General features: G+C 73.3%; 22 protein-coding genes. 7 read left to right on the top strand and 15 right to left on the bottom strand.

Annotated elements, in window-relative coordinates; all coding sequences use genetic code 11:
* Positions 1–5: 5 nt before the first annotated feature.
* The 3 genes from QP089_RS11200 to QP089_RS11190 all read right to left on the bottom strand — a co-directional run bounded on the left by QP089_RS11200 (position 6) and on the right by QP089_RS11190 (position 2,638).
* Positions 6–356, bottom strand: coding sequence for a hypothetical protein (locus QP089_RS11200; protein WP_285911432.1), 351 nt, complete (start codon positions 354–356; stop codon positions 6–8).
* Positions 357–690: 334 nt separating this feature from the next.
* The gene (locus QP089_RS11195; RefSeq protein WP_285911473.1) at positions 691–828 is read right to left on the bottom strand and encodes an MFS transporter; all 138 of its coding nucleotides are present in this window, start codon (positions 826–828) and stop codon (positions 691–693) included.
* Positions 829–1,099: 271 nt separating this feature from the next.
* Positions 1,100–2,638, bottom strand: coding sequence for an alkaline phosphatase D family protein (locus QP089_RS11190; RefSeq protein ID WP_285911431.1), 1,539 nt, complete (start codon positions 2,636–2,638; stop codon positions 1,100–1,102).
* Between the two features lie 289 nt (positions 2,639–2,927).
* Here QP089_RS11190 and QP089_RS11185 point away from each other — a divergent pair, with 289 nt between their 5' ends.
* Positions 2,928–3,323 (top strand): cupin domain-containing protein, encoded by a 396-nt coding sequence (locus QP089_RS11185; RefSeq protein ID WP_285911430.1) that lies wholly within the window; start codon positions 2,928–2,930, stop codon positions 3,321–3,323.
* 36 nt (positions 3,324–3,359) lie between these two features.
* Here QP089_RS11185 and QP089_RS11180 read toward each other — a convergent pair whose 3' ends face one another.
* The 5 genes from QP089_RS11180 to QP089_RS11165 all read right to left on the bottom strand — a co-directional run bounded on the left by QP089_RS11180 (position 3,360) and on the right by QP089_RS11165 (position 7,208).
* Positions 3,360–4,061, bottom strand: coding sequence for a TetR/AcrR family transcriptional regulator (locus QP089_RS11180; RefSeq protein ID WP_285911429.1), 702 nt, complete (start codon positions 4,059–4,061; stop codon positions 3,360–3,362).
* Positions 4,062–4,205: 144 nt separating this feature from the next.
* A complete protein-coding gene (locus QP089_RS11175; RefSeq protein ID WP_285911428.1) occupies positions 4,206–5,558 on the bottom strand; it encodes a dicarboxylate/amino acid:cation symporter in 1,353 nt (450 codons plus the stop codon).
* A 68-nt stretch (positions 5,559–5,626) separates the two neighbouring features.
* Positions 5,627–5,734, bottom strand: a complete 108-nt coding sequence (locus tag QP089_RS48775) for a putative leader peptide (protein ID WP_344271830.1) — start codon at positions 5,732–5,734, stop codon at positions 5,627–5,629.
* A 36-nt stretch (positions 5,735–5,770) separates the two neighbouring features.
* Positions 5,771–5,986, bottom strand: coding sequence for a hypothetical protein (locus tag QP089_RS11170; protein ID WP_285911427.1), 216 nt, complete (start codon positions 5,984–5,986; stop codon positions 5,771–5,773).
* Complete coding sequence (locus QP089_RS11165) at positions 5,970–7,208, bottom strand: PspC domain-containing protein (RefSeq protein WP_285911426.1); 1,239 nt, start codon at positions 7,206–7,208, stop codon at positions 5,970–5,972. Before QP089_RS11165 ends, QP089_RS11170 begins: the two co-directional genes overlap by 17 nt.
* Positions 7,209–7,457: 249 nt before the next feature.
* Between QP089_RS11165 and QP089_RS11160 the strand changes: the two genes are divergently transcribed.
* Complete coding sequence (locus QP089_RS11160; protein ID WP_285911472.1) at positions 7,458–8,615, top strand: ATP-binding protein; 1,158 nt, start codon at positions 7,458–7,460, stop codon at positions 8,613–8,615.
* A 53-nt stretch (positions 8,616–8,668) separates the two neighbouring features.
* Positions 8,669–9,364, top strand: a complete 696-nt coding sequence (locus QP089_RS11155) for a LuxR C-terminal-related transcriptional regulator (RefSeq protein ID WP_446474019.1) — start codon at positions 8,669–8,671, stop codon at positions 9,362–9,364.
* A 10-nt stretch (positions 9,365–9,374) separates the two neighbouring features.
* Here the strand turns inward: QP089_RS11155 and QP089_RS11150 are convergent, their stop codons facing one another.
* Together QP089_RS11150 and QP089_RS11145 are read right to left on the bottom strand one after the other, a co-directional pair.
* Positions 9,375–9,809, bottom strand: coding sequence for an acyl-CoA thioesterase (locus tag QP089_RS11150; RefSeq protein WP_285911424.1), 435 nt, complete (start codon positions 9,807–9,809; stop codon positions 9,375–9,377).
* Positions 9,793–10,128, bottom strand: coding sequence for a hypothetical protein (locus tag QP089_RS11145; protein WP_285911423.1), 336 nt, complete (start codon positions 10,126–10,128; stop codon positions 9,793–9,795). The genes QP089_RS11150 and QP089_RS11145 overlap by 17 nt, the downstream gene beginning before the upstream one ends.
* A 104-nt stretch (positions 10,129–10,232) precedes the next feature.
* Here QP089_RS11145 and QP089_RS11140 point away from each other — a divergent pair, with 104 nt between their 5' ends.
* A complete protein-coding gene (locus tag QP089_RS11140) occupies positions 10,233–11,003 on the top strand; it encodes a DUF4190 domain-containing protein (protein WP_285911422.1) in 771 nt (256 codons plus the stop codon).
* A 26-nt stretch (positions 11,004–11,029) separates the two neighbouring features.
* On the opposite strand, the gene QP089_RS11135 is transcribed toward QP089_RS11140, so the two are convergent.
* The 5 genes from QP089_RS11135 to QP089_RS11115 all read right to left on the bottom strand — a co-directional run bounded on the left by QP089_RS11135 (position 11,030) and on the right by QP089_RS11115 (position 15,612).
* The gene (locus QP089_RS11135; RefSeq protein WP_285911421.1) at positions 11,030–12,202 is read right to left on the bottom strand and encodes an FAD-dependent monooxygenase; all 1,173 of its coding nucleotides are present in this window, start codon (positions 12,200–12,202) and stop codon (positions 11,030–11,032) included.
* A gap of 103 nt (positions 12,203–12,305) precedes the next feature.
* Positions 12,306–13,190 (bottom strand): serine hydrolase, encoded by an 885-nt coding sequence (locus QP089_RS11130; protein WP_285911420.1) that lies wholly within the window; start codon positions 13,188–13,190, stop codon positions 12,306–12,308.
* Positions 13,191–13,323: 133 nt separating this feature from the next.
* Positions 13,324–13,713: an SRPBCC family protein gene (locus tag QP089_RS11125; RefSeq protein ID WP_285911419.1), complete on the bottom strand. Its 390-nt coding sequence runs from the start codon at positions 13,711–13,713 to the stop codon at positions 13,324–13,326.
* Positions 13,714–13,814: 101 nt separating this feature from the next.
* Positions 13,815–14,498: a PIG-L deacetylase family protein gene (locus QP089_RS11120; RefSeq protein WP_285911471.1), complete on the bottom strand. Its 684-nt coding sequence runs from the start codon at positions 14,496–14,498 to the stop codon at positions 13,815–13,817.
* A 148-nt stretch (positions 14,499–14,646) separates the two neighbouring features.
* Complete coding sequence (locus tag QP089_RS11115) at positions 14,647–15,612, bottom strand: nucleoside hydrolase (RefSeq protein ID WP_285911418.1); 966 nt, start codon at positions 15,610–15,612, stop codon at positions 14,647–14,649.
* A 106-nt stretch (positions 15,613–15,718) separates the two neighbouring features.
* Here QP089_RS11115 and dhaK point away from each other — a divergent pair, with 106 nt between their 5' ends.
* Genes dhaK through dhaM form a run of 3 tightly spaced genes read left to right on the top strand, consistent with a single transcriptional unit; the run spans position 15,719 to position 17,740 of the window.
* On the top strand, positions 15,719–16,714 hold the full coding sequence (gene dhaK, locus QP089_RS11110; RefSeq protein WP_285911417.1) for a dihydroxyacetone kinase subunit DhaK: 996 nt from the start codon (positions 15,719–15,721) through the stop codon (positions 16,712–16,714).
* Positions 16,711–17,352 (top strand): dihydroxyacetone kinase subunit DhaL, encoded by a 642-nt coding sequence (dhaL, locus tag QP089_RS11105; protein WP_285911416.1) that lies wholly within the window; start codon positions 16,711–16,713, stop codon positions 17,350–17,352. Before dhaK ends, dhaL begins: the two co-directional genes overlap by 4 nt.
* Before the next feature lie 4 nt (positions 17,353–17,356).
* Positions 17,357–17,740 (top strand): dihydroxyacetone kinase phosphoryl donor subunit DhaM, encoded by a 384-nt coding sequence (dhaM, locus tag QP089_RS11100; RefSeq protein WP_285911415.1) that lies wholly within the window; start codon positions 17,357–17,359, stop codon positions 17,738–17,740.
* The last annotated feature ends 30 nt before the right edge of the window (positions 17,741–17,770 follow it).

Genomic DNA, 17,770 nt, shown 5'->3' with positions numbered 1-17,770 from the left:
CCCGGTTACGGCGACGATGCGCCGCAGGTCCGGGTGATGTCGTCGGTGGCCTGAGTGAACCGGATCGTCTCCGACTCGGTGAGGAAGTTCTTCCCGGCCTCGTCACCGCCGTTCTTCTCCAGCTTCGCCCCGACGTCCAGGACGATGTCGACCTCCTTGGCCAGGTGGTCGTCCTTAAGCTCCGGGCGGACCTTGCGGAGCGCGGTGATGATGCCCGGTACGTCGTTCTGGGTGCGCAGCGCGGAGGTGAGCTTGGCGCAGTCGGCCTTGCGATGGTCGCCGCCGCCGGAGCAGCCGGGCACGAGGAGGCACAGGACGAGCGCCGCGGGCGGGACGAGGATGCGCACCGGTTTCACGCCACCGATGATCCCAGGTCGGGGACTGTGTGCCGTTCTGCGGGGTATGCACGCTCCGTGTTCGTCAAGTACCTTTTAGTGACCACATTGCTGACCATGGTCGCCTACGTCCTGCTGACCCGCTGAAACCCTGCCCGCCCCGCGCTGGCGCCGGCGGGCTGTGGGCGTGCACCGCCCGGTGGGGCGGGGCGGTGCACGCGCGTCAGTGGGCGGTGCCGCCTGTGGCGGTGGCGCGGCCGTGGCGCATGATCAGGGCGCCGACCAGCGCGATGAGCGAGGCGCCGGCCGTGAACAGCAAGCCGATCTCGTAGCCGCGATCGGCGAACAGTTGGGGCTACAGGAACCAGAAGATGGCCCGCCAGCTGAAGTGGTCGACCATCCAGCCGCCGACGATCGGCGCGAGCAGCGCCGAGAAGCCGAGGCCGGTGGAGGCGACGCCGATGCCGATCGGCACGTAGCGGCGCGGAAACAGGTCGCGATCTGCCGCAGCGCGGCGGAGACCACCGTGTACTGGAGCGGGGCGACCTCGGTGAACAGCACGATGACCGCGAGGACGGAGAAGATCCGCAGGGGCGAGGCGCCGTCGAGCCGGCCGGTGGCGTCACCGGACTCCTCGGGGACGGCGCGGCATCGGTGCGAACTCCGGCCGCTCATTGCCTGATCGCGCGCAATCGCTGAATGGGGAGAAACGAAAAGAGCCGGGCGCGGCGGTCAGGCGCCGCGCCCGGCTTGGAGGGCGGTTCTCAGCGGGCGGGGTTAAGGATTTCGGTGTGCAGAACCTTGCCGTCCAGGTCCCGGAGCCGGACGGTGAGAGCGCCCGACCGCGCGTCGATGTCGACTTCGCCGAAGAACTGGTACCCCTCGGCGGGCGAGGTGTTGGCGTGCGGCGGCGCCTGGACGAACTTCGCCGTCGGGCCGAACGTGCCGTCGAGGGAGTTCGGGCCGAAGGCACCGGCGTTGAGCGGCCCGGACACGAACTCCCAGAACGGGTCGAAATCCTGGAACGCGGCCTTGGACGGGTCGTAGTAGTGGGCCGCCGTGTAATGGACGTCGGCGGTCAGCCAGACGGTGTTGCGGACATGGTGCCGCTTGATGTCGGAGAGGATGCCCGCGATCTCCCGCTCGCGGCCGAGCGGCGCGCCGTTGTCGCCCTGAGCGGCCGCTTCCTGGGCGGTGCCGTCGGGGACGACCAGGCCGATCGGCAGATCGTTCGCGATGATCTTCCAGGTGGCCTTCGAGGTGCGGAGCTCGCGCTTGAGCCAGGCGGTCTGCTCGGCGCCGAGGAGCCCGTCGCGCTGCGTCGGGGAGTCGTCGGCGTCGTTCGGTGACTTGTAGGTGCGCATGTCGAGCACGAACACATCGAGCAGCGGACCGTAGGAGATCTTGCGGTAGATGCGTCCGCCCTTGGCGGCCTGAATGGCGATCGGTGTGTATTCGAACGCGGCGCGGCGTGCGCGTGCGGAAAGGACGTCCACCCGCTTCTCGGTGTACTGCGGGAGGTCCAGGATCTCGCCGGGGTACCAGTTGTTGAGCGTTTCGTGGTCGTCCCACTGGTAGAGCATCGGAACCTGGGCGTTGAACGCGCGGAGATTGTCGTCCAGCAGGTTGTAGCGGAACTGTCCGCGGTATTCGGCGAGCGTCTGCGCGACGGCGGACTTCTCCGGAGTGGTGAGGTTGCGCCAGGTGCGGCCGTCCGGAAGCGCCACCGTCTCGGACAGCGGGCCGTCCGAATAGACCAGGTCGCCGCTGCACAGGAAGAAGTCGGGGTCGACCGCGGCCATCGCCTTGAAGATGCGGTAGCCGCCGAGGTCGGGATTGATGCCCCAGCCCTGGCCCGCGAGGTCGCCCGACCACACGAACCGGATGTCGCGGCGGGTGCGCGGCGCCGTGCGGAACCGGCCGGCGACCGGCTCGGACGCCAGGTGCCGGTCCAGGTCGTCCAGCCGGACCCGGTAGTGCAGCTCGCGGCCCGGCGGCAGGCCGCGCAGGAACGCCTTGCCGGTGAGGTCGGTGTCCGGGGTCAGGACGGGGCCGCGGACGGTCCTGGCGTTTCGGAAGTCGGGGCGGTCGCTGAGCTCGACGAGCATCCGCGCGGGACGGTCGGCCCGCGCCCACACCACGGCCTCGTGCGCGGTGACGTCGCCGCTCTGCACGCCGTGGGTGAGCCGCGGCCGGCCGGTCCGCAGCAGCCCGGCGGCGCGCGCCGGGCCGTCGTTCAGCAGGGCGAGGGCCGCTCCGGCGGTCGTCACGAGACCGCTCCGCAGCACGGTGCGCCGGTCCATGCAGGCTCCGTTCCTTGATCTGTTACCGGGACGGATGGTGACGGACCGGGACGGACCGCGGGTGCACGGCGGGTGAACGCGGGCGTTCGGCTTGACAACCGTTGGTCACGGAGTGTCTCCTTGTTCCCATGCCAGCGCGCGTTCCCGCCGACAGCCCCGTGGCCCTCCGCCGCGTGGCCAGCGCGCTGTGTCCTGCCTGTAGCCGCTGATCATCCCGCTGCTCGCCGGGTGTTCCCGCCCGGATCCGGCTCACCTACAGGACTCCAGGACAATGGTTCCCGATCTCACTATGCGTGGCCAGGACGACCCGCACGGCCGCGCGACCATCGCCCGCCCGCCGACCGTCGGCCAGCTCGCCGCCGCCGTGCACGCGCTGGGCGCCCGCCCGGCCGACTGGTGGCACCTCGTCGTCTTCGACGAGGCCGGCCCGGCGCACGTCCCGCTGGACGACCCGGACGGCCCGGACGGCGTCCGGCTGTGGCTGACCACCTGGCCGCCCGGGCACGGCGCGACCGTGCACGGGCAGGTGAGCACGCTGCTCGCCGGCGAGCTTGCGGAGGTGGCGATCGCCGCGGACGGGGTGACGGAGCGGCCGCTGCGGGCCAACCGGGTCCGCGTCCACGGCGGTCCGCAGACGTTCACCAACCCCGGCCCCGCCTTCGCCGTCAGCCTGCACGCCGCCTGACCCCGCCGCTCCGCCGACGCGCCGACGACGGACGGGTCAGTTCTCGCCGGTCAGGTAGGGGGACGCGGCCTCGCGGCCGATGAGCGGCAGCAGCACGAAGTAGGTGAGCGCCGGGAGCAGCGACGGCAGCTCCTCCGCCTCGCCCGTCTCCACCTGGACGTGGATCGCGCTGTAGATGCCGCCGACGATCGCGTCGATCACCGCGACCGGCACCGGCGGCAGCGACGGGTCGGCGAAGAACGCCCGGAACCGGGTGAGGCTGTCGATGCGCGCCTGCCGCACCTGCGGCCCGGCCGCGTTGACCTCCACCAGCGACGCCCGCGCGAACGGCGGCTGGGCGGCCAGGATCGCCAGCATCCGGCGCAGCGCCGCCTGGATGCCGTCCGGCCAGGACGGCGCCGCCTCGTACGCCTCGGTCATCCGCCGCAGCAGGATGTCCATGCCGTGCTGGTAGGCGGCCAGGAAGCAGTCGTCGAGGTCGGTGAAGTGCGTGTAGAACGTCTTCTTGGTGACGCCCGCGCCCTCGGTCACCCGGCTGATCGTCGTGTGCGCGAAGCCGCGCTCGGACACGACCTGCACGAACGCGTCGATGAGCCGCTCGCGCTGGATGCCGGCGACGGTCTCGGGGGAGAGCCCGTGCCGGCCGGGCTTGATGGCGCGGTCGGGGTCCAGGGCCGACCGCGCGCCGGGCAGCACGTCCGTGCCGCCGCCCTCTGGGACACCGGGCTGCCCTGCCATCGCACCTCGATCCCCGATCACCTGCCGTTGGGATCACACTACTTCGCGTTCCCACCGGAAGGGGATGGCCGCGCGGTGCGGCGCGGGTCACACGCGGACGCCCGCGCCGTTCTGGGCGCGGGCGTCCGGATGTTCTCGGTCGGATCAGGCGGGCACGGGCTCGGCCTCGCGGTCGCGCCGCGGCGCCTCGTCAGCGGCGTCGTCGGCGTCGCCGGCCTCGTCCCGGGTGGACGGGGTGGCGGTCAGCTCCTTCGGCGTCCCGTTGAACACCGACTCGTCCAGCAGCCCCTCCGACCGCGCGACCAGCACCGGGACGGTCAGCTGGCCGGTGACGTTCAGCGCCGTCCGGGCCATGTCGATGACCTTGTCGATCGCGATCAGGTAGCCGACGGCCTGCAGCGGCAGCCCCACCGTGGTGAGGGTCAGCGTCAGCGCGACCAGCGCCGGGCCGGGCGTGCCGCCGGTGCCGAGCTGCCCGATCACCGCGGCCAGCGCGATCAGCGCGTAGTCGGCGATGCCGAGGTGGACGCCGGTGTACTGGGCGACGAACACCGCCGCCACCGCCGGGTAGATCGCGCCGCAGCCGTCGAACTTGATCGTCGCGCCGAGCGGCTGCGCGAAGTTCGCGTACTCCCGCTGGACGCCGTTGCGCTCGATCGACACCCGCTGCGCGATCGGCAGCGTCGCCAGCGAGGACGAGGACACGAAGCCGAACTGGATCGCCGGCCAGGAGTTGCGCAGGAACTTCAGCGGGCTCACCCGGCCGAACGCGCGCAGCAGCACCGGGTACCCGACCAGCAGCATGATCGCGACGGCCAGGTAGATCGCGCCGGTGAACTTCGCCAGCGGCGCCAGCGAGCTCGGCCCGTAGGTGGCGACGACCGACCCGATCAAAAAGAACGACCCGATCGGGGTGAGGCGGACGACCCACCACACGACCTTCTGCATGACCACGTACAGGTCGTCGATCAGGCTCGTCAGCCGCTCGCCGCGCTCGCCGATCGCGACGAGCGCCGCGCCGAACAGCACCGCGAACGTGACGACGCCGAGGACGTTGCCGTCCGCCATCGCCTTGACGATGTTGGCCGGGAACAGGTTGTGCAGCACCTGCGTCCAGGTGACGGGGTCGGTCTGCGCGGACTCGCTGGCCAGCTTCCCGAGGCCCTGTCCCGGCTTGACCAGCAGCGCGACGGTCAGCCCGATCGCGGTGGCGATCGCCGAGGTCACCACGAACCAGCCGAGGGTCTTGGCGGTCAGCCGCGCGACGCTGCCGACGTTGCGCAGGCGTCCGACGCTCACCACGATCGCCGCGAACACCAGCGGCACCACGACGACCTTCAGCAGGCTGACGTAGACGTCGCCGAAGGGGTCCAGCCAGTCGGCGGCGGTCTTCTCGCCGCCCCCGAAGTTGTTGATCAGGGCGCCGGCGGCGACGCCGAGCACCAGCGACAGCACGATCTGCTGCCAGAACTGCCATTTCCAGACACGCGGGTTCATCGAGAGGTTCTCCAGGGCAGCCGGGGACCGGCTGTGACGAAGGGGATGAGAAGAGGGCGGGGGCTGCGTCAGGCGCGACAGAGCACGCTGGCCAGGCGGCACAGGTCGACGTGCAGCCGGGCCACGAGCAGGACGCTCTTCTCGGAGAACTTCACGAAGCACTCAAACAGCCACATCCGGACCGGGTGTTCCCGATCCGGACGTGGCCTGCGTCACCTCAGCCGCCGGCGCCGGCCTCGCGTCAGCACCCGGACGGTCCCGACGACCCCGAGCCCGATCAGCACCACCGGCACCATCACCGCCGTCGCCACGACGCGTCCGCCGGACAGGCCGTCCGCCAGGAAGACGCCCGCCAGGGCGAGGAAGAAGACCCCCGCGACCGGCCCGCTCGGGTCGAACCCGCGGCGCTCGTCAGACACGGTGGACATCCACATCCCCGACCTTTCCGCGGATCCGCAGCTCGATCTCCGGCGGGTTCTGCACCGGCGCGCCCTCGGGCTCCAGCACCCGCACCACCTTGACGTTCGGGCCGCTGGTCGTGCGGTGCTCGATCCGCAGGTCGCCGAGCGCCAGGCGGGCGTCCAGCCGGACCCGCACGCCCTGCGGCAGCCGCACCATCATCCCGCCGAGCGCGACCGACGCGTCGATCGAGACGTGCTGCCCCGTCGTCAGCGGCAGCGCGGTGAGGTCGAGCGTGCCCTGCCCGACGCCGATCCGGTACTCCTGGTGCGTGCTGGTCACTGTCATCGGCCGCCACTCCATGTCGCCGTACCTCAGGTTCTCCGGCATGTCCGCCGCGACCGCCGTGGCCAGCAGCGACAGGGTCAGCAGCGCCCCGGCGGCGGCGAGGCCGCGCGTCCGGAACCAGCCGCCGACGATCAGGCCCAGGCCGACCACCGCCAGCGCGGGCGCCATGACGATCAGCCAGGAGTCGGGCGCGGGGTACCCGCGCGCCACCGGGACGAGCGCCGCGCCGGTGGCCATCGCCGCCAGCAGGGTGATCTTCGCCGCCGGGGACCCGCGCCGCCCGTCCCGCCGCTCCGGCGGCGGCGCGTCCTCGCGCGGCTCCGCCCGCTGCGCGGCGTGGGCGCGCCCGTAGGTCGCGAGGTCGATCATCCCGTCGGGCAGCCCGCCGCCCGTCCAGGCGGGCGTCTCCTTCTCCAGCGACACGCTGCCGGCCGCGGCCCATTCCCCGGACGGCCCGGGCGGGTGCCCGGCGAACCGCTCCGGAATGGCCCTCGCCGCGCCGACCAGATCGACGCCCCGGGCGTGCGCGACCAGCATGACCAGCGCGAACACCACCAGCACCGCGATCGCGTCCGTCGAGACCCCGCCGAACAGGCTGAACGCGACGCCCACGCACAGCAGCGCCCCCAGCGCCGTCAGCACCGCGGGCGCGTCGAACCAGCGCCGGAACGCCCGCTCCGCCGCCGACGACTCGCCCGGGCTCGCCGGCATCAGCAGCCCGGCGACGATGTAAAGGAAGATCCCCTGCCCGTGCGCGAGGACCAGCAGCGCGAACCCCACGCGGAACACGACGGGATCGATCCCCGTGTAGCGCCCCAACCCGGTACAGACACCGACCAGTACCCGCCGCTCCGGATCCCGCGCCAGCCGCCGGTACCTGCCGGCGTTCAGCTCCTCACCCATGCCCACCATCGTGACCGCCCCCCGCCCCGCGCGGTATCGGGGACGACCCTGACCCACCCCCGAGATCCCCCCGCCCCACCGTCCGGCTGGTGGTCTGGTTCGACTCCTGATCGGACCCTGAGGGAATTCGGGGTGCGGCCCTGATGCGGGGGGCGGCGGGTGCGTGTGACGATCGGTGACGTGGGAGTGCGTGGGGAAGGGCCGCAGGGCGAGGGCGCGGCGGGCGGGGCGGCGGCCGCGCCCGCCGCCGTGCCCGAGGGGGCGCGGCTGGAGCGGGTGCCGGACGGGCGGCTCGTCGCGGGGGTGGCGCGGGGGCTCGCCGAGCATCTGGGCGTCGAGGTGATGATCGTCCGGGCGGCGTTCGTGCTGCTGACGATCGCGAGCGGGCTCGGGCTCGCCGCCTACGGCGCCTTCTGGATCCTGGTGCCCGCGCGGGAGGCGGCGCCGTCGCGGCGCGGGCGCGACTGGGGGCAGCTCGCCGTCTATGCGGTGGTCACGGTCGGTCTGGCGGCCCTGCCGTGGGGGGCGGCGGGCAAGGCCGGCGGGCTGATGCAGTGGGCGATCTGGCCGTTCGTGCTCGGCGGTGTGGGCGCGGCGATCCTGTGGCAGCAGGCGGACCGGGACCAGCGGCAGCGGTGGGTGCTGCCGCTGCGGCAGCGGTGGCTGCGCAGCCTGCTGGGGCTGCTGCTGGTCGTCGGCGGCATCGGCGGGTTCGTCGCGCAGCGGGTGGACGTGGCGCAGGCCCGGTCGGTCGTCATCGCGATGCTGATCATCCTGACCGGGGTGACGCTGATCGTGACGCCGTGGGTGCTGCGGCTCTGGCAGGATCTCGACACCGAGCGGGCCGAGCGCGTCCGGTCGCAGGAGCGGGCGGAGCTGGCCGCGCACGTCCACGACTCGGTGCTGCACACGCTGACGCTGATCCAGCGCAACGCGCACGACGCGCGGGAGGTGCAGCGGCTCGCCCGGTCGCAGGAGCGGACGCTGCGGACGTGGCTCTACCAGCCGCGGTCGGACCCGGACCAGACGTTCGCCGCGGCGATCAAGGCGGTGGCGGGGGAGGTCGAGGACGACCACGGCGTGCCGATCGAGGTGGTGTGCGTGGGGGACACCGAGCTGGACGACCGGCTGGGCGCGGCGCTGCAGGCGGCGCGGGAGGCGATGGTGAACGCGGCGAAGTACGCCGAGTCGCCGTCGGTGTCGGTGTACGCGGAGGTGGAGGGCGAGAAGGTCGCCATCTTCGTGCGCGACCGGGGCAAGGGTTTCGACCTGGATCAGGTTCCGGAGGACCGGATGGGCGTCCGGGGGTCCATCATCGGACGCATGGAGCGCAACGGCGGCAAGGCCACCGTCCGGACCGCGCCGGGCGAGGGCACCGAGGTCCGGCTGGAAATGGACAAAGGATGAGCGGCAGCGAACCGGGGGGAGCGGGGGGTCGTCCCCCCTCGAACGAGCAGGGCATGAGCGGGAGCGAACCGGGGGGAGCGGGGGGTCGTCCCCCCTCGAAGGAGCAGGGCGTGAGCGAGTTGAAGCGGGTCGTGCTGGTCGACGACCACCAGATGTTCCGGACCGGGGTGAAGGCGGAGCTCGGCGGCGGCGTCGAGATCGTCGGGGAGGCCGGCGACGTCGACGAGGCGGTCGCGGTGATCCGGGCGACCGCGCCGGACGTGGTGCTGCTGGACGTGCACCTGCCCGGGGGCGGCGGCATCGAGGTGCTGCGCCGGCTGAACGGCGTGGTCCCGTCGCGGTTCCTGGCGCTGTCGGTGTCGGACGCGGCGGAGGACGTGATCGGCGTGGTGCGGGGCGGCGCGCGCGGCTACGTCACCAAGACGATCTCCGGCCCGGAGCTGACGGACGCCATCGGGCGGGTCGCGGACGGCGACGCGGTGTTCTCGCCGCGGCTCGCGGGGTTCGTGCTGGACGCGTTCTCCGCGACGGACGTCCCGGCGGTGGACCCGGAGCTGGACCAGATCACGCAGCGGGAGCGGGACGTGCTGCGGCTGATCGCCCGCGGCTACGCCTACAAGGAGATCGCCAAGGAGCTGTTCATCTCGGTGAAGACGGTGGAGACGCACGTCAGCAGCGTGCTGCGCAAGCTCCAGCTGTCGAACCGGCACGAGCTGTCGCGCTGGGCCGCCGCCCGCCGCCTGGTGTAGCGCCCCGCCCTCATTCCAGGCCGAGGAGCGCCGGCCTGCTCGCCCGGGCCCGCCATTCGCGCCGGGGGTCGGCGACGAGCCGGCGCGTCCCGAGGTCGAGCAGGCCGCTGACGTGCGCGACCTCGGCGGCGACGACACCGTCCGCGCGCCGGAAGTCATGGCGCACGCGGTAGGTCTTGCCGTCGCCCCATTCCCACTCGCAGGACACGTCGACCTGGTCGCCGCCGCGCAGTTCGCGGTGGTACCTGATGACGGTCTCGAGGTTGACGGGCCCCAGGCCGCCGCCGACGAGGTCTTCGACGGACACGCCGGCCGCCTGCACGCACGCGAATCGCGCGTGGTCGGCGTACTGGACGTAGAAGCCGCCGTTGAGGTGGAGCTGCGGGTCGATCTCGTAGCTGCGGACTTCCAGCCGGACGCTGAACGGCTCAGCCGTGACGTTCATCGGGCTCCTCCTGTTCGACCCAGCGCAGCGAGCGCTCGGTGAGATAGCGGCGGCCGTCGCCGCGGACCTCCAGCCAGTCGCCGCGGACCCAGCCGCCCGCCGCCTGGGGCGAGAAGCCGTGCTTGCGGAACAGGGCGCTGGCCTCGGCCCTGGTGAGGCCCCGTTCGCCCCATTCGGAGATGAGCGCGCGCTGGCGGGCCTCTTCGGGGGGCTCGGCGGGGTCGGCGGAGACCGCGTCGGCCAGCGCCGCGAAACCGGCGCTGATCTGGCGCAGCGCCGCGGCGACCCGGTCGCGCTGCGGCATCGATGACGGCTCCATGGGCATAGCTTAGCAATCGATGTCGATCGCATACCTATGCGGTCGGCGGCCTACGGCGTTCCGGCGGGCGTGAGCAAAACGTGATGACCGGATTGTCGGTAACCATGATCGTTGCGGACACGGGTGTGGCAGCGTCGCTGCCCGTGAGCTTCTCCTCCGGTCCGGGGCAGCCGAACCCCTGGGCGCGCCCCGCCGCTCCGCCCCCGCGCGACGGCACCCTCCCTCCGCAGACCAGCGGCCTCGCCATCGCCGCGTTCGTCACCGGCCTGCTCGGCTGCTGCAGCATCCTCGGCATCGTTCTCGGCGTCGTCGCGCTCAACCAGATCAAGCAGCGCGGCGACAAGGGGCGCGGCCTCGCCATCGCGGGCATCGTCCTGTCCGCCCTGTGGACCGTGGGGTCGGTGGCCGGCTATCTGGCGCTCTCCCGGTCCGGCTCGTCCTACGCGGACCTGTCGACCGTGCCGCGGCCGACCGTGACCGGGACCAAGAAGATCGACGCGCAGACGATGCGGATCGGCGACTGCATCGACGATCCCGCGATGGCGGGCGCCCCGGCCGGCGATACCGTCCCGCCGGTGCAGGTGGAGGACGTCAAGATCGTTCCCTGTGACGGCCCGCACGACGGCGAGGTGCTGGACGCCTTCACCCTGGAGGAGACGGCAATGCCCGCCGAGGAGGAGATGCAGCGCCTCGCCGCCGACGGGTGCAAGCGCCGGGTGGAGAGCAGGATCGATCGCGACCCCGATTCCGAGCAGCTCACGATGTCGTACTACTACCCGACCGGCGTCTCCTGGCGGCTCGGGGACCGGGGCGTCACCTGCCTCGCGGTGAACGCGGCCGTGGGCAGGAAGCTCACCGGCCGCATCCGCGGCTGACCCTCCCCGGCCACCGGCCCGCCCGCTCAGTAGTCGCGCAGCTTGTAGGAGGTGGTGACGGCGGCGACCTCGTCCATCCGCTCCTCGCTCGCGTCGGCCGCGCCGAGCTCCGCCGCCACCCGGTCGCGGTTGCGGTCCATGTTCGCGACGGCCAGCTCCTGGTTCGCGGTGACGAAGTCGCGCAGTTCGGCCTCGTAGGCGGCGAACGCCGCGCGGTGGTCGCCGTCCGCGGCCTTCAGCTCGCCGGCCAGCACGTACGCGCCGACCATCGCCATGCTGGTGCCCTGCCCGGACGCGGGGGAGCCGCAGTATCCGGCGTCGCCGAGCAGGACGACGCGGCCCGTCGACCACGCGTCCATGTGGATCTGCGCCATGGCGTCGAAGTGGAAGTCCGGCGCGTCGCGCATCGTCTCCAGCAGGCCGGGGATCGCGCCGGTGGCGTCCGCGAACCGGCTCGCCAGCAGCCGCTTCTGGTCCTGGACGTCGCGCGGGTCGTAGGGGACCGGCTCCGGCGAGTCGAACCCCATGTAGACGCGGAGCTCGCGGTTGCCGCGGACGCTCATCGCCATCGCGCCCCACGAGTTCCCCGGCACCGGGAAGATCGTCTGCCAGCGGTCCAGGCCGAGCAGGTTGGGCGCCGTCCAGACGGCGAGGTGGGCGCCGAGGTGGCGCAGGAAGGCGTCCTCGGGGCCGAACGCGAGCCGGCGGACGTTGGAGTGCAGGCCGTCGGCACCGACGACGAGGTCGAACGTGCGGGTCGCGCCGCCGTGGAAGATGACGCGGACCTCGTCGCCGTCCTGCTCCATCCCGGCGATCGAGTCGTCGTAGAGGTACTCGATCCGGTCGCCGCCGGCGCCGACGATCAGCTCGGCGAGGTCGTCGCGGAGGATCTCCACGTCGGGGCTCGCGAGGTCGCCGCCGCTCGCGGTGCGCTCGGTGGTGCTGAAGATCTCCTCGCCGTCCTGCCCGACGATCGACATCCCGCGCAGGTCGGTGCTCAGCTCCCGGGCCGCGTCGAGGACGCCCATCCGGTCGGCGACGTCGAGGGCGGGGCCGCGGACGTCGATGGCCTGGCCGCCGGGACGCAGCGCGGGCGCCCGCTCCACGACCGTCACCTCGAACCCGTACCGGTCGAGCCAGTACGCCAGGGCCGGGCCCGCGATGCTCGCACCGGAGATCAGGACGTTGCTGTTGCGCATGGGGTGCTCCTCAGGATGGTCGTGCCGCCATCCGAAGGCTCGCCCGGCGCGCTGACAGAACGCTGACACCCCGCTCACAGGCCTGACGCCGCGCTGAGAGCCGTCACCCCTCGGCGCCGCGCAGCGCCGAGACGACCGTGGTCGCGACGTGCTCGACGGTGCTCACGCCGTCCCCCATCGTGGGGCTGTCGCAGCTGAACACCGCGACGACGAAGTCGTGGCCGGGACCGGTGATGCGGCCGACGCTGTTGACGGCCCAGCCGTTGCCCTCGTACCGCAGCGGCACCCAGCCGTTCTTGAGCGCGACCCGCTCGCCGGGACGCGCCGCCGCGCTGATGCCCCACGCCTGCGCGGGGACCACCGACCGCATCAGGCGCAGGACGTACCGGCGGTTCGCCGGGGCGAGCGGGCCCCGGCCGGACGCCAGCGACCGGATCAGCCGGACCTGGTCGGACGGGCTGGTCCACGACGACCCCCACGACACCGGATACGGGTCGGTGCGCTCGAAGCCGAACACCGCGCCGGCGCGCCGCAGCCCGCCGTCGCGGCCGATGTCGGCGTACAGCGCGTCGGCCGCCGCGTTGTCGCTGCGCCGGATCATCCGGGCGGCCAGCGCCCGCTCGCTGCCCGAGAGCCCGAGGCCCTGCCCTTGGCGTTGCAGCAGCAGGGCCGCGAGGATGTCGAGCTTGATGACGCTGGCGGTGACGAACTGCGAGGTCTCGTTCAGCCCGAACGTCAGGCCGCTGCGCAGGTCGGTCGCCAGCACGCCGGCGCGGCCGGGCCGGTTCCGCAGGTAGGCGCGGAGGGTGCCGCGCAGCCGCAGCCGGTCGAACTCCGGCGCCTTCGCGACCGTCACGGCCCGCCGCCCCGGGCCGCCGGGGTCCGCCCCGTGGACGGCCCCGCGCAGGTGCCCCTCGGCCGTCGTTCCCGTCCAGACGGCCGCCGCGGCGCCGGCGGCGACGGCGAGCACGGCGACGCTGCGTCGCATGCGATCCCCCGATTCGCGCGACGGCGGCCCGCCCCCCGGGGGCCGCCATGATCATCCCGCTCCTACCCGCCGCGGCGGGAAGATCACCTGCCCGGGACGGCGGCGTCCGTGCAGGTCAGCGCGGTATCGAGGGTCAGAACTCGACGGGCAGCCGGGCCGGGCAGCCGGGCTCGCAGCGCTCGGCGTGCCAGGCGACGCGGCGCGCGTACGAGCCGAACCGGCGGCGCAGCATCGCCCGCTTCAGCCGGGCGGCGCCCGGGAAGCGGCCGTCGAACGACGCGCGCCAGCGGATCAGCGTGTTGACGCCGTGCGGCTCCAGCGTGATGTCGGCGCGGTAGCCGCGCGGCAGCCCGGCGAGGGCGACGTACCCGCAGTGGCGCGGCGGGTCGTAGGCGACGACCTCGTGCCGGGCGCGCGCCCAGAACGCGGCCCACTCGTCCCAGGAGTCCGCCACGAAGAGATGCTTGAAGATCACTTCCGGGGCGGCGTAGGTGGTGGCGGTGGCCTCGATCTCATGCGGCATGACATCCCCCCTGAGTCAGGACACGGCGGATGTATGCCCGAATCAGGGAAGATTACGGCTTGTGACGCGATGAATTTGCAGCGTGACCGCCGCGCCGGCGATCAGGCGGTGTCGACGACCTGGAACGCCTCCGCCAGCCGGCCGTCGGCGAACCCCGCCGCCTCGGCGTTGGCCGACAGCCATCCGCGCAGCATGTTCGGCAGCTCGTCGCCCATGTGGCTCGTCTGGCTGGCGTGCGCGCGCAGCGCGTTGACCTTCCGGTCGAACTGCTCGGTGATGTCGACATAGTGGTTCACCGTCGGGCCGCCGCTGATCCACACCTCCCGCGCCGTCCACGCGTCCAGGCCCTCGCCGGACAGCAGCTCGGGGAAGGCGTAGGGGTTGCGCGCGTCGGGGTACACCGCGTCCAGCGCCGCCGCGCCGACCGCCCGGTGGTCGGGGTGGCTCGGGTAGATCCGCTCGTAGTTGCGCTCCGGGCTCGGCATCAGCACCCGGTCGGGCCGCACCTGCCGGATCACGCGGGCGATGTCGCGGCGCAGGTCCAGCGTGGCCTCGACGCGCCCGTCCGGGTAGCCGAGGAACCGGACGTCGGTGACGCCGACGCACTTGGCCGCCGCGCGCTGCTCCTCGCGGCGCAGCGCCGCCATCTCCTCCCGGGTGACGCCGTCGTCGAAACCGCCCGCGTCGCCGTCGGTGACCATCAGGTAGACGACCTCGATGCCCTGGTCCGTCCAGCCCGCCACCGACCCGGCGCAGCCGAAGTCGACATCGTCCGGATGCGCCATCACGACGAGAATCCGCTGCAGCCCGCTGTCGTCCAGAACGTTGGTCACGGATTCAACAATAAATGTCCCGAACGGATACGGGCACACCGAAGATCGGTCTTTCCGCGAACCCGCCGGCCACCGGGGCGGCCACCGGGACGGTCACCGGTCAGAACGACAGCAGGGCCGCCAGGAGCCGCTCCTGGAACGCCGCCACGTCGCTGCCGACCGCGACCTTCACCGGACGGCGCGTGTCCTCGGCGGGCAGGGACCGCGCGTCCCAGACCGTCGTGCCGCGCGTCAGCTCGCCGCGCAGCTCCACCCGCACCGGGCGCTGGACGTACTCGCCGAGGCCGGGGTCGACGGCCAGCATCGCGGCGAGCGCGTCGTGGATGACGGCGCCCCGGCGGCGCAGCGTCGGCGTGTAGGCGTCGGCGTAGAACTCCAGGATCCGGGCCGCGAACGCCGCGACGGGCGAGCCGTGCGCCGCCAGCCGGTCGAGCCAGTCGTCGTGGACGGCGGTCGGGTGGGTGGCGTCCAGCGGGACCAGCACGACGGGCCAGTCCGCCGCGAACACCAGGTCGGCTGCCTCCGGGTCGTGCCAGACGTTCGCCTCGGCGTGCGTGGTGATGTTGCCCGGGTGGCCGAAGGCGCCGCCCATCACCACGACCTCGCGGACCAGCGACGGCAGCTCGGCGTCCAGCAGCAGCGCCGCGCCGAGGTTGGTCAGCGGGCCGGTCGCCAGCAGGGTCAGCTCGCCGGGCCGCTCCCGCGCCAGCCGGACGATCTGCGCCGCGGCGGACTCGGCCACCGGCCGCCCGGACGGTTCGGGCAGGTGCGTGTCGCCCAGGCCGTCCGTGCCGTGCCAGTCGAGCGCGTAGTGGACGTCCTGGGCCATCGGCCGGGCGGCGCCGACCGCGACCGGCACGCCCTGCTCGCCCGCCTTCACCCCGGCGGCCTCCAGCACGCGCAGCGTGTTGAGCGCGCCGGTCAGCGGGTCGATGTTGCCGTGCACCGTGCCGACCCCGACGAGCTCCGCCTCGCCCGCCCGCACGAGCGAGGCCAGGTACAGCAGGGTCATCGCGTCGTCGATGCCGGTGTCGCAGTCGAACAGGAACGTGGGCGCTTTGGTCACGCTCGCAACCTATGTCGCGCGGCCCGCCCCCGGCATCCCGATATCCGCCGCGTGAAGATCGTGATTGGGCCTGGGACGCGGCGCCGCGCCGGGGTAGAGCTGAGACATGCGCAAACTCATCAACGACCCGGCGGCCGTGGTCGCCGACGCGCTGCGCGGGCTGGCCGCCGCGCACCCGTCGCTGCGGGTCGATCCGGAGAACGGCACGGTCGTGCGGGCGGACGCGCCGCGCACCGGCAGGGTCGCCCTGGTGTCGGGCGGCGGCTCCGGGCACGAGCCGCTGCACGCCGGGTTCGTCGGGCACGGCATGCTCGACGCGGCCTGCTGCGGCGAGGTGTTCACCTCCCCGGTGCCGGACCAGATCATCGCGGCGACGATGGCGGTCGACGGCGGCGCGGGCGTGGTGCACCTGGTCAAGAACTACACCGGCGACGTCCTCAACTTCCGCATGGCCGCGGAGCTGGCCGAGGACGAGGACATCGAGGTCGCCTCGGTCGTCGTCAACGACGACGTCGCCGTGGAGGACAGCCTCTACACCGCCGGTCGGCGCGGCACCGGCGCGACCCTGTTCGCCGAGAAGATCGCCGGTGCGCTCGCCGAGGAGGGCGCCGACCTGGCGTCCGTCGCCGCCGTCGCCCGCGAGGTCAACGAGCGCAGCCGCTCGTTCGGCGTCGCGCTGTCCCCGTGCACGGTGCCCGCCGCGGGGGAGCCCACCTTCCAGCTCGCGGACGGCGAGATGGAGCTCGGCATCGGCATCCACGGCGAACCCGGCCGCGAACGCGTCCCGCTGGCCACCGCCGACGCGATCGTGGACGCCTCGCTCAGCGCGATCGAGGCGGACATGGCGCTGTCCGGCTCCGAGGTCCTCGTCCTGGTGAACGGGATGGGCGGCACCCCGCTCATGGAGCAGTACATCGCCTACGCGGCGGCCGCCCGCTGGCTCGAAGGGCACGGCGCCACGGTCGCCCGCTCGCTGGTCGGGCCGTACGTGACCAGCCTGGAAATGGCCGGCTGCATGATCAGCGTGTGCCGGCTGACGCCCGAGCTGACCCGGCTCTGGGACGCGCCCGTCGAGACCCCGGCGCTGCGGTGGGGCCGATGATGGACGGGCCGATGATGGACGGGGAGGCGTTCGCGTCCTGGATCCGGCACGCCGCCGAGCTGATCTCCGCCGACGCCGAGCGGCTGACCAGGCTCGACGCCGCGATCGGTGACGGCGACCACGGCCACAACCTCGACCGCGGCTTCACCGCCGCCGTCGCCGCGCTCCCCGACGGCGCCACGCCCGGCAAGGTGCTCGTCGCCGCCGGGCGCGCCATCGTGTCCAAGACCGGCGGCGCGTCCGGCCCCCTCTACGGGACGGCGCTGCGCCGCGCCGGCAAGGCCCTCGGCGACGCGCCCGAGGCGGACGCCGCCGCGCTGGGCGCCGCCCTGAAGGCCGCCCTCGACGGCGTGCAGGAGCTGGGCCAGGCGAACGAGGGCGACAAGACCATGATCGACGCGCTGGCCCCGGCCGTCGCCGCCTACGAGGCGGCCCTGGCGGACGGCGCGGACCTGCCCGGCTGCGTGCGCGCCGCGTCCGACGCCGCCGACGCGGGCGCCGCCGCGACCGTCCCCCTCCAGGCGCGCAAGGGCCGCGCCAGCTACCTCGGCCCGCGCAGCGTCGACCACATGGACCCCGGCGCGTCGTCCACCGCCCTGATCCTGCGCGCGCTCGCCGACATCGCCGGGGAGGCCTGAGCACATGGTCGGGATCGTGATCATCTCGCACAGCCGGACGCTCGCGGAGGGCGTCGCCGAGGTGGCGCGCGCGATGGGCGTCGGCAAGGCCGTCGTCGAGCCCGCCGGGGGCGACTCCGAGGGCGGCCTCGGCACCAGCATCGACCTGGTCGAGGACGCCGTCCAGCGGGCCGACGGCGGCGACGGCGTGCTGCTGCTCGCCGACATCGGCAGCTCCGTGCTCACCGCCAAGATGCTCATCGAGGACGCCGACGGCGAGAACGTCCTGCTCGCCGACGCGCCGCTGGTCGAGGGCGCGGTCGCCGCCGCGTCCATGGCCGCGACGGGCGCCGGCCTGGCCGCGGTGCACGCCGCGGCCGAGTCGGCCCGCGAGCACCGCAAGACCTGATCGGCCGGGTCGCCGCGCCCCTCGTGACGC

This window comes from Actinomadura opuntiae, from assembly GCF_030283205.1.
In the GTDB taxonomy this organism is placed as follows: domain Bacteria; phylum Actinomycetota; class Actinomycetes; order Streptosporangiales; family Streptosporangiaceae; genus Spirillospora.
The sequence above is the reverse complement of the archived record's forward strand: the minus strand, read 5'-3'. Positions and strand labels throughout refer to the sequence as shown.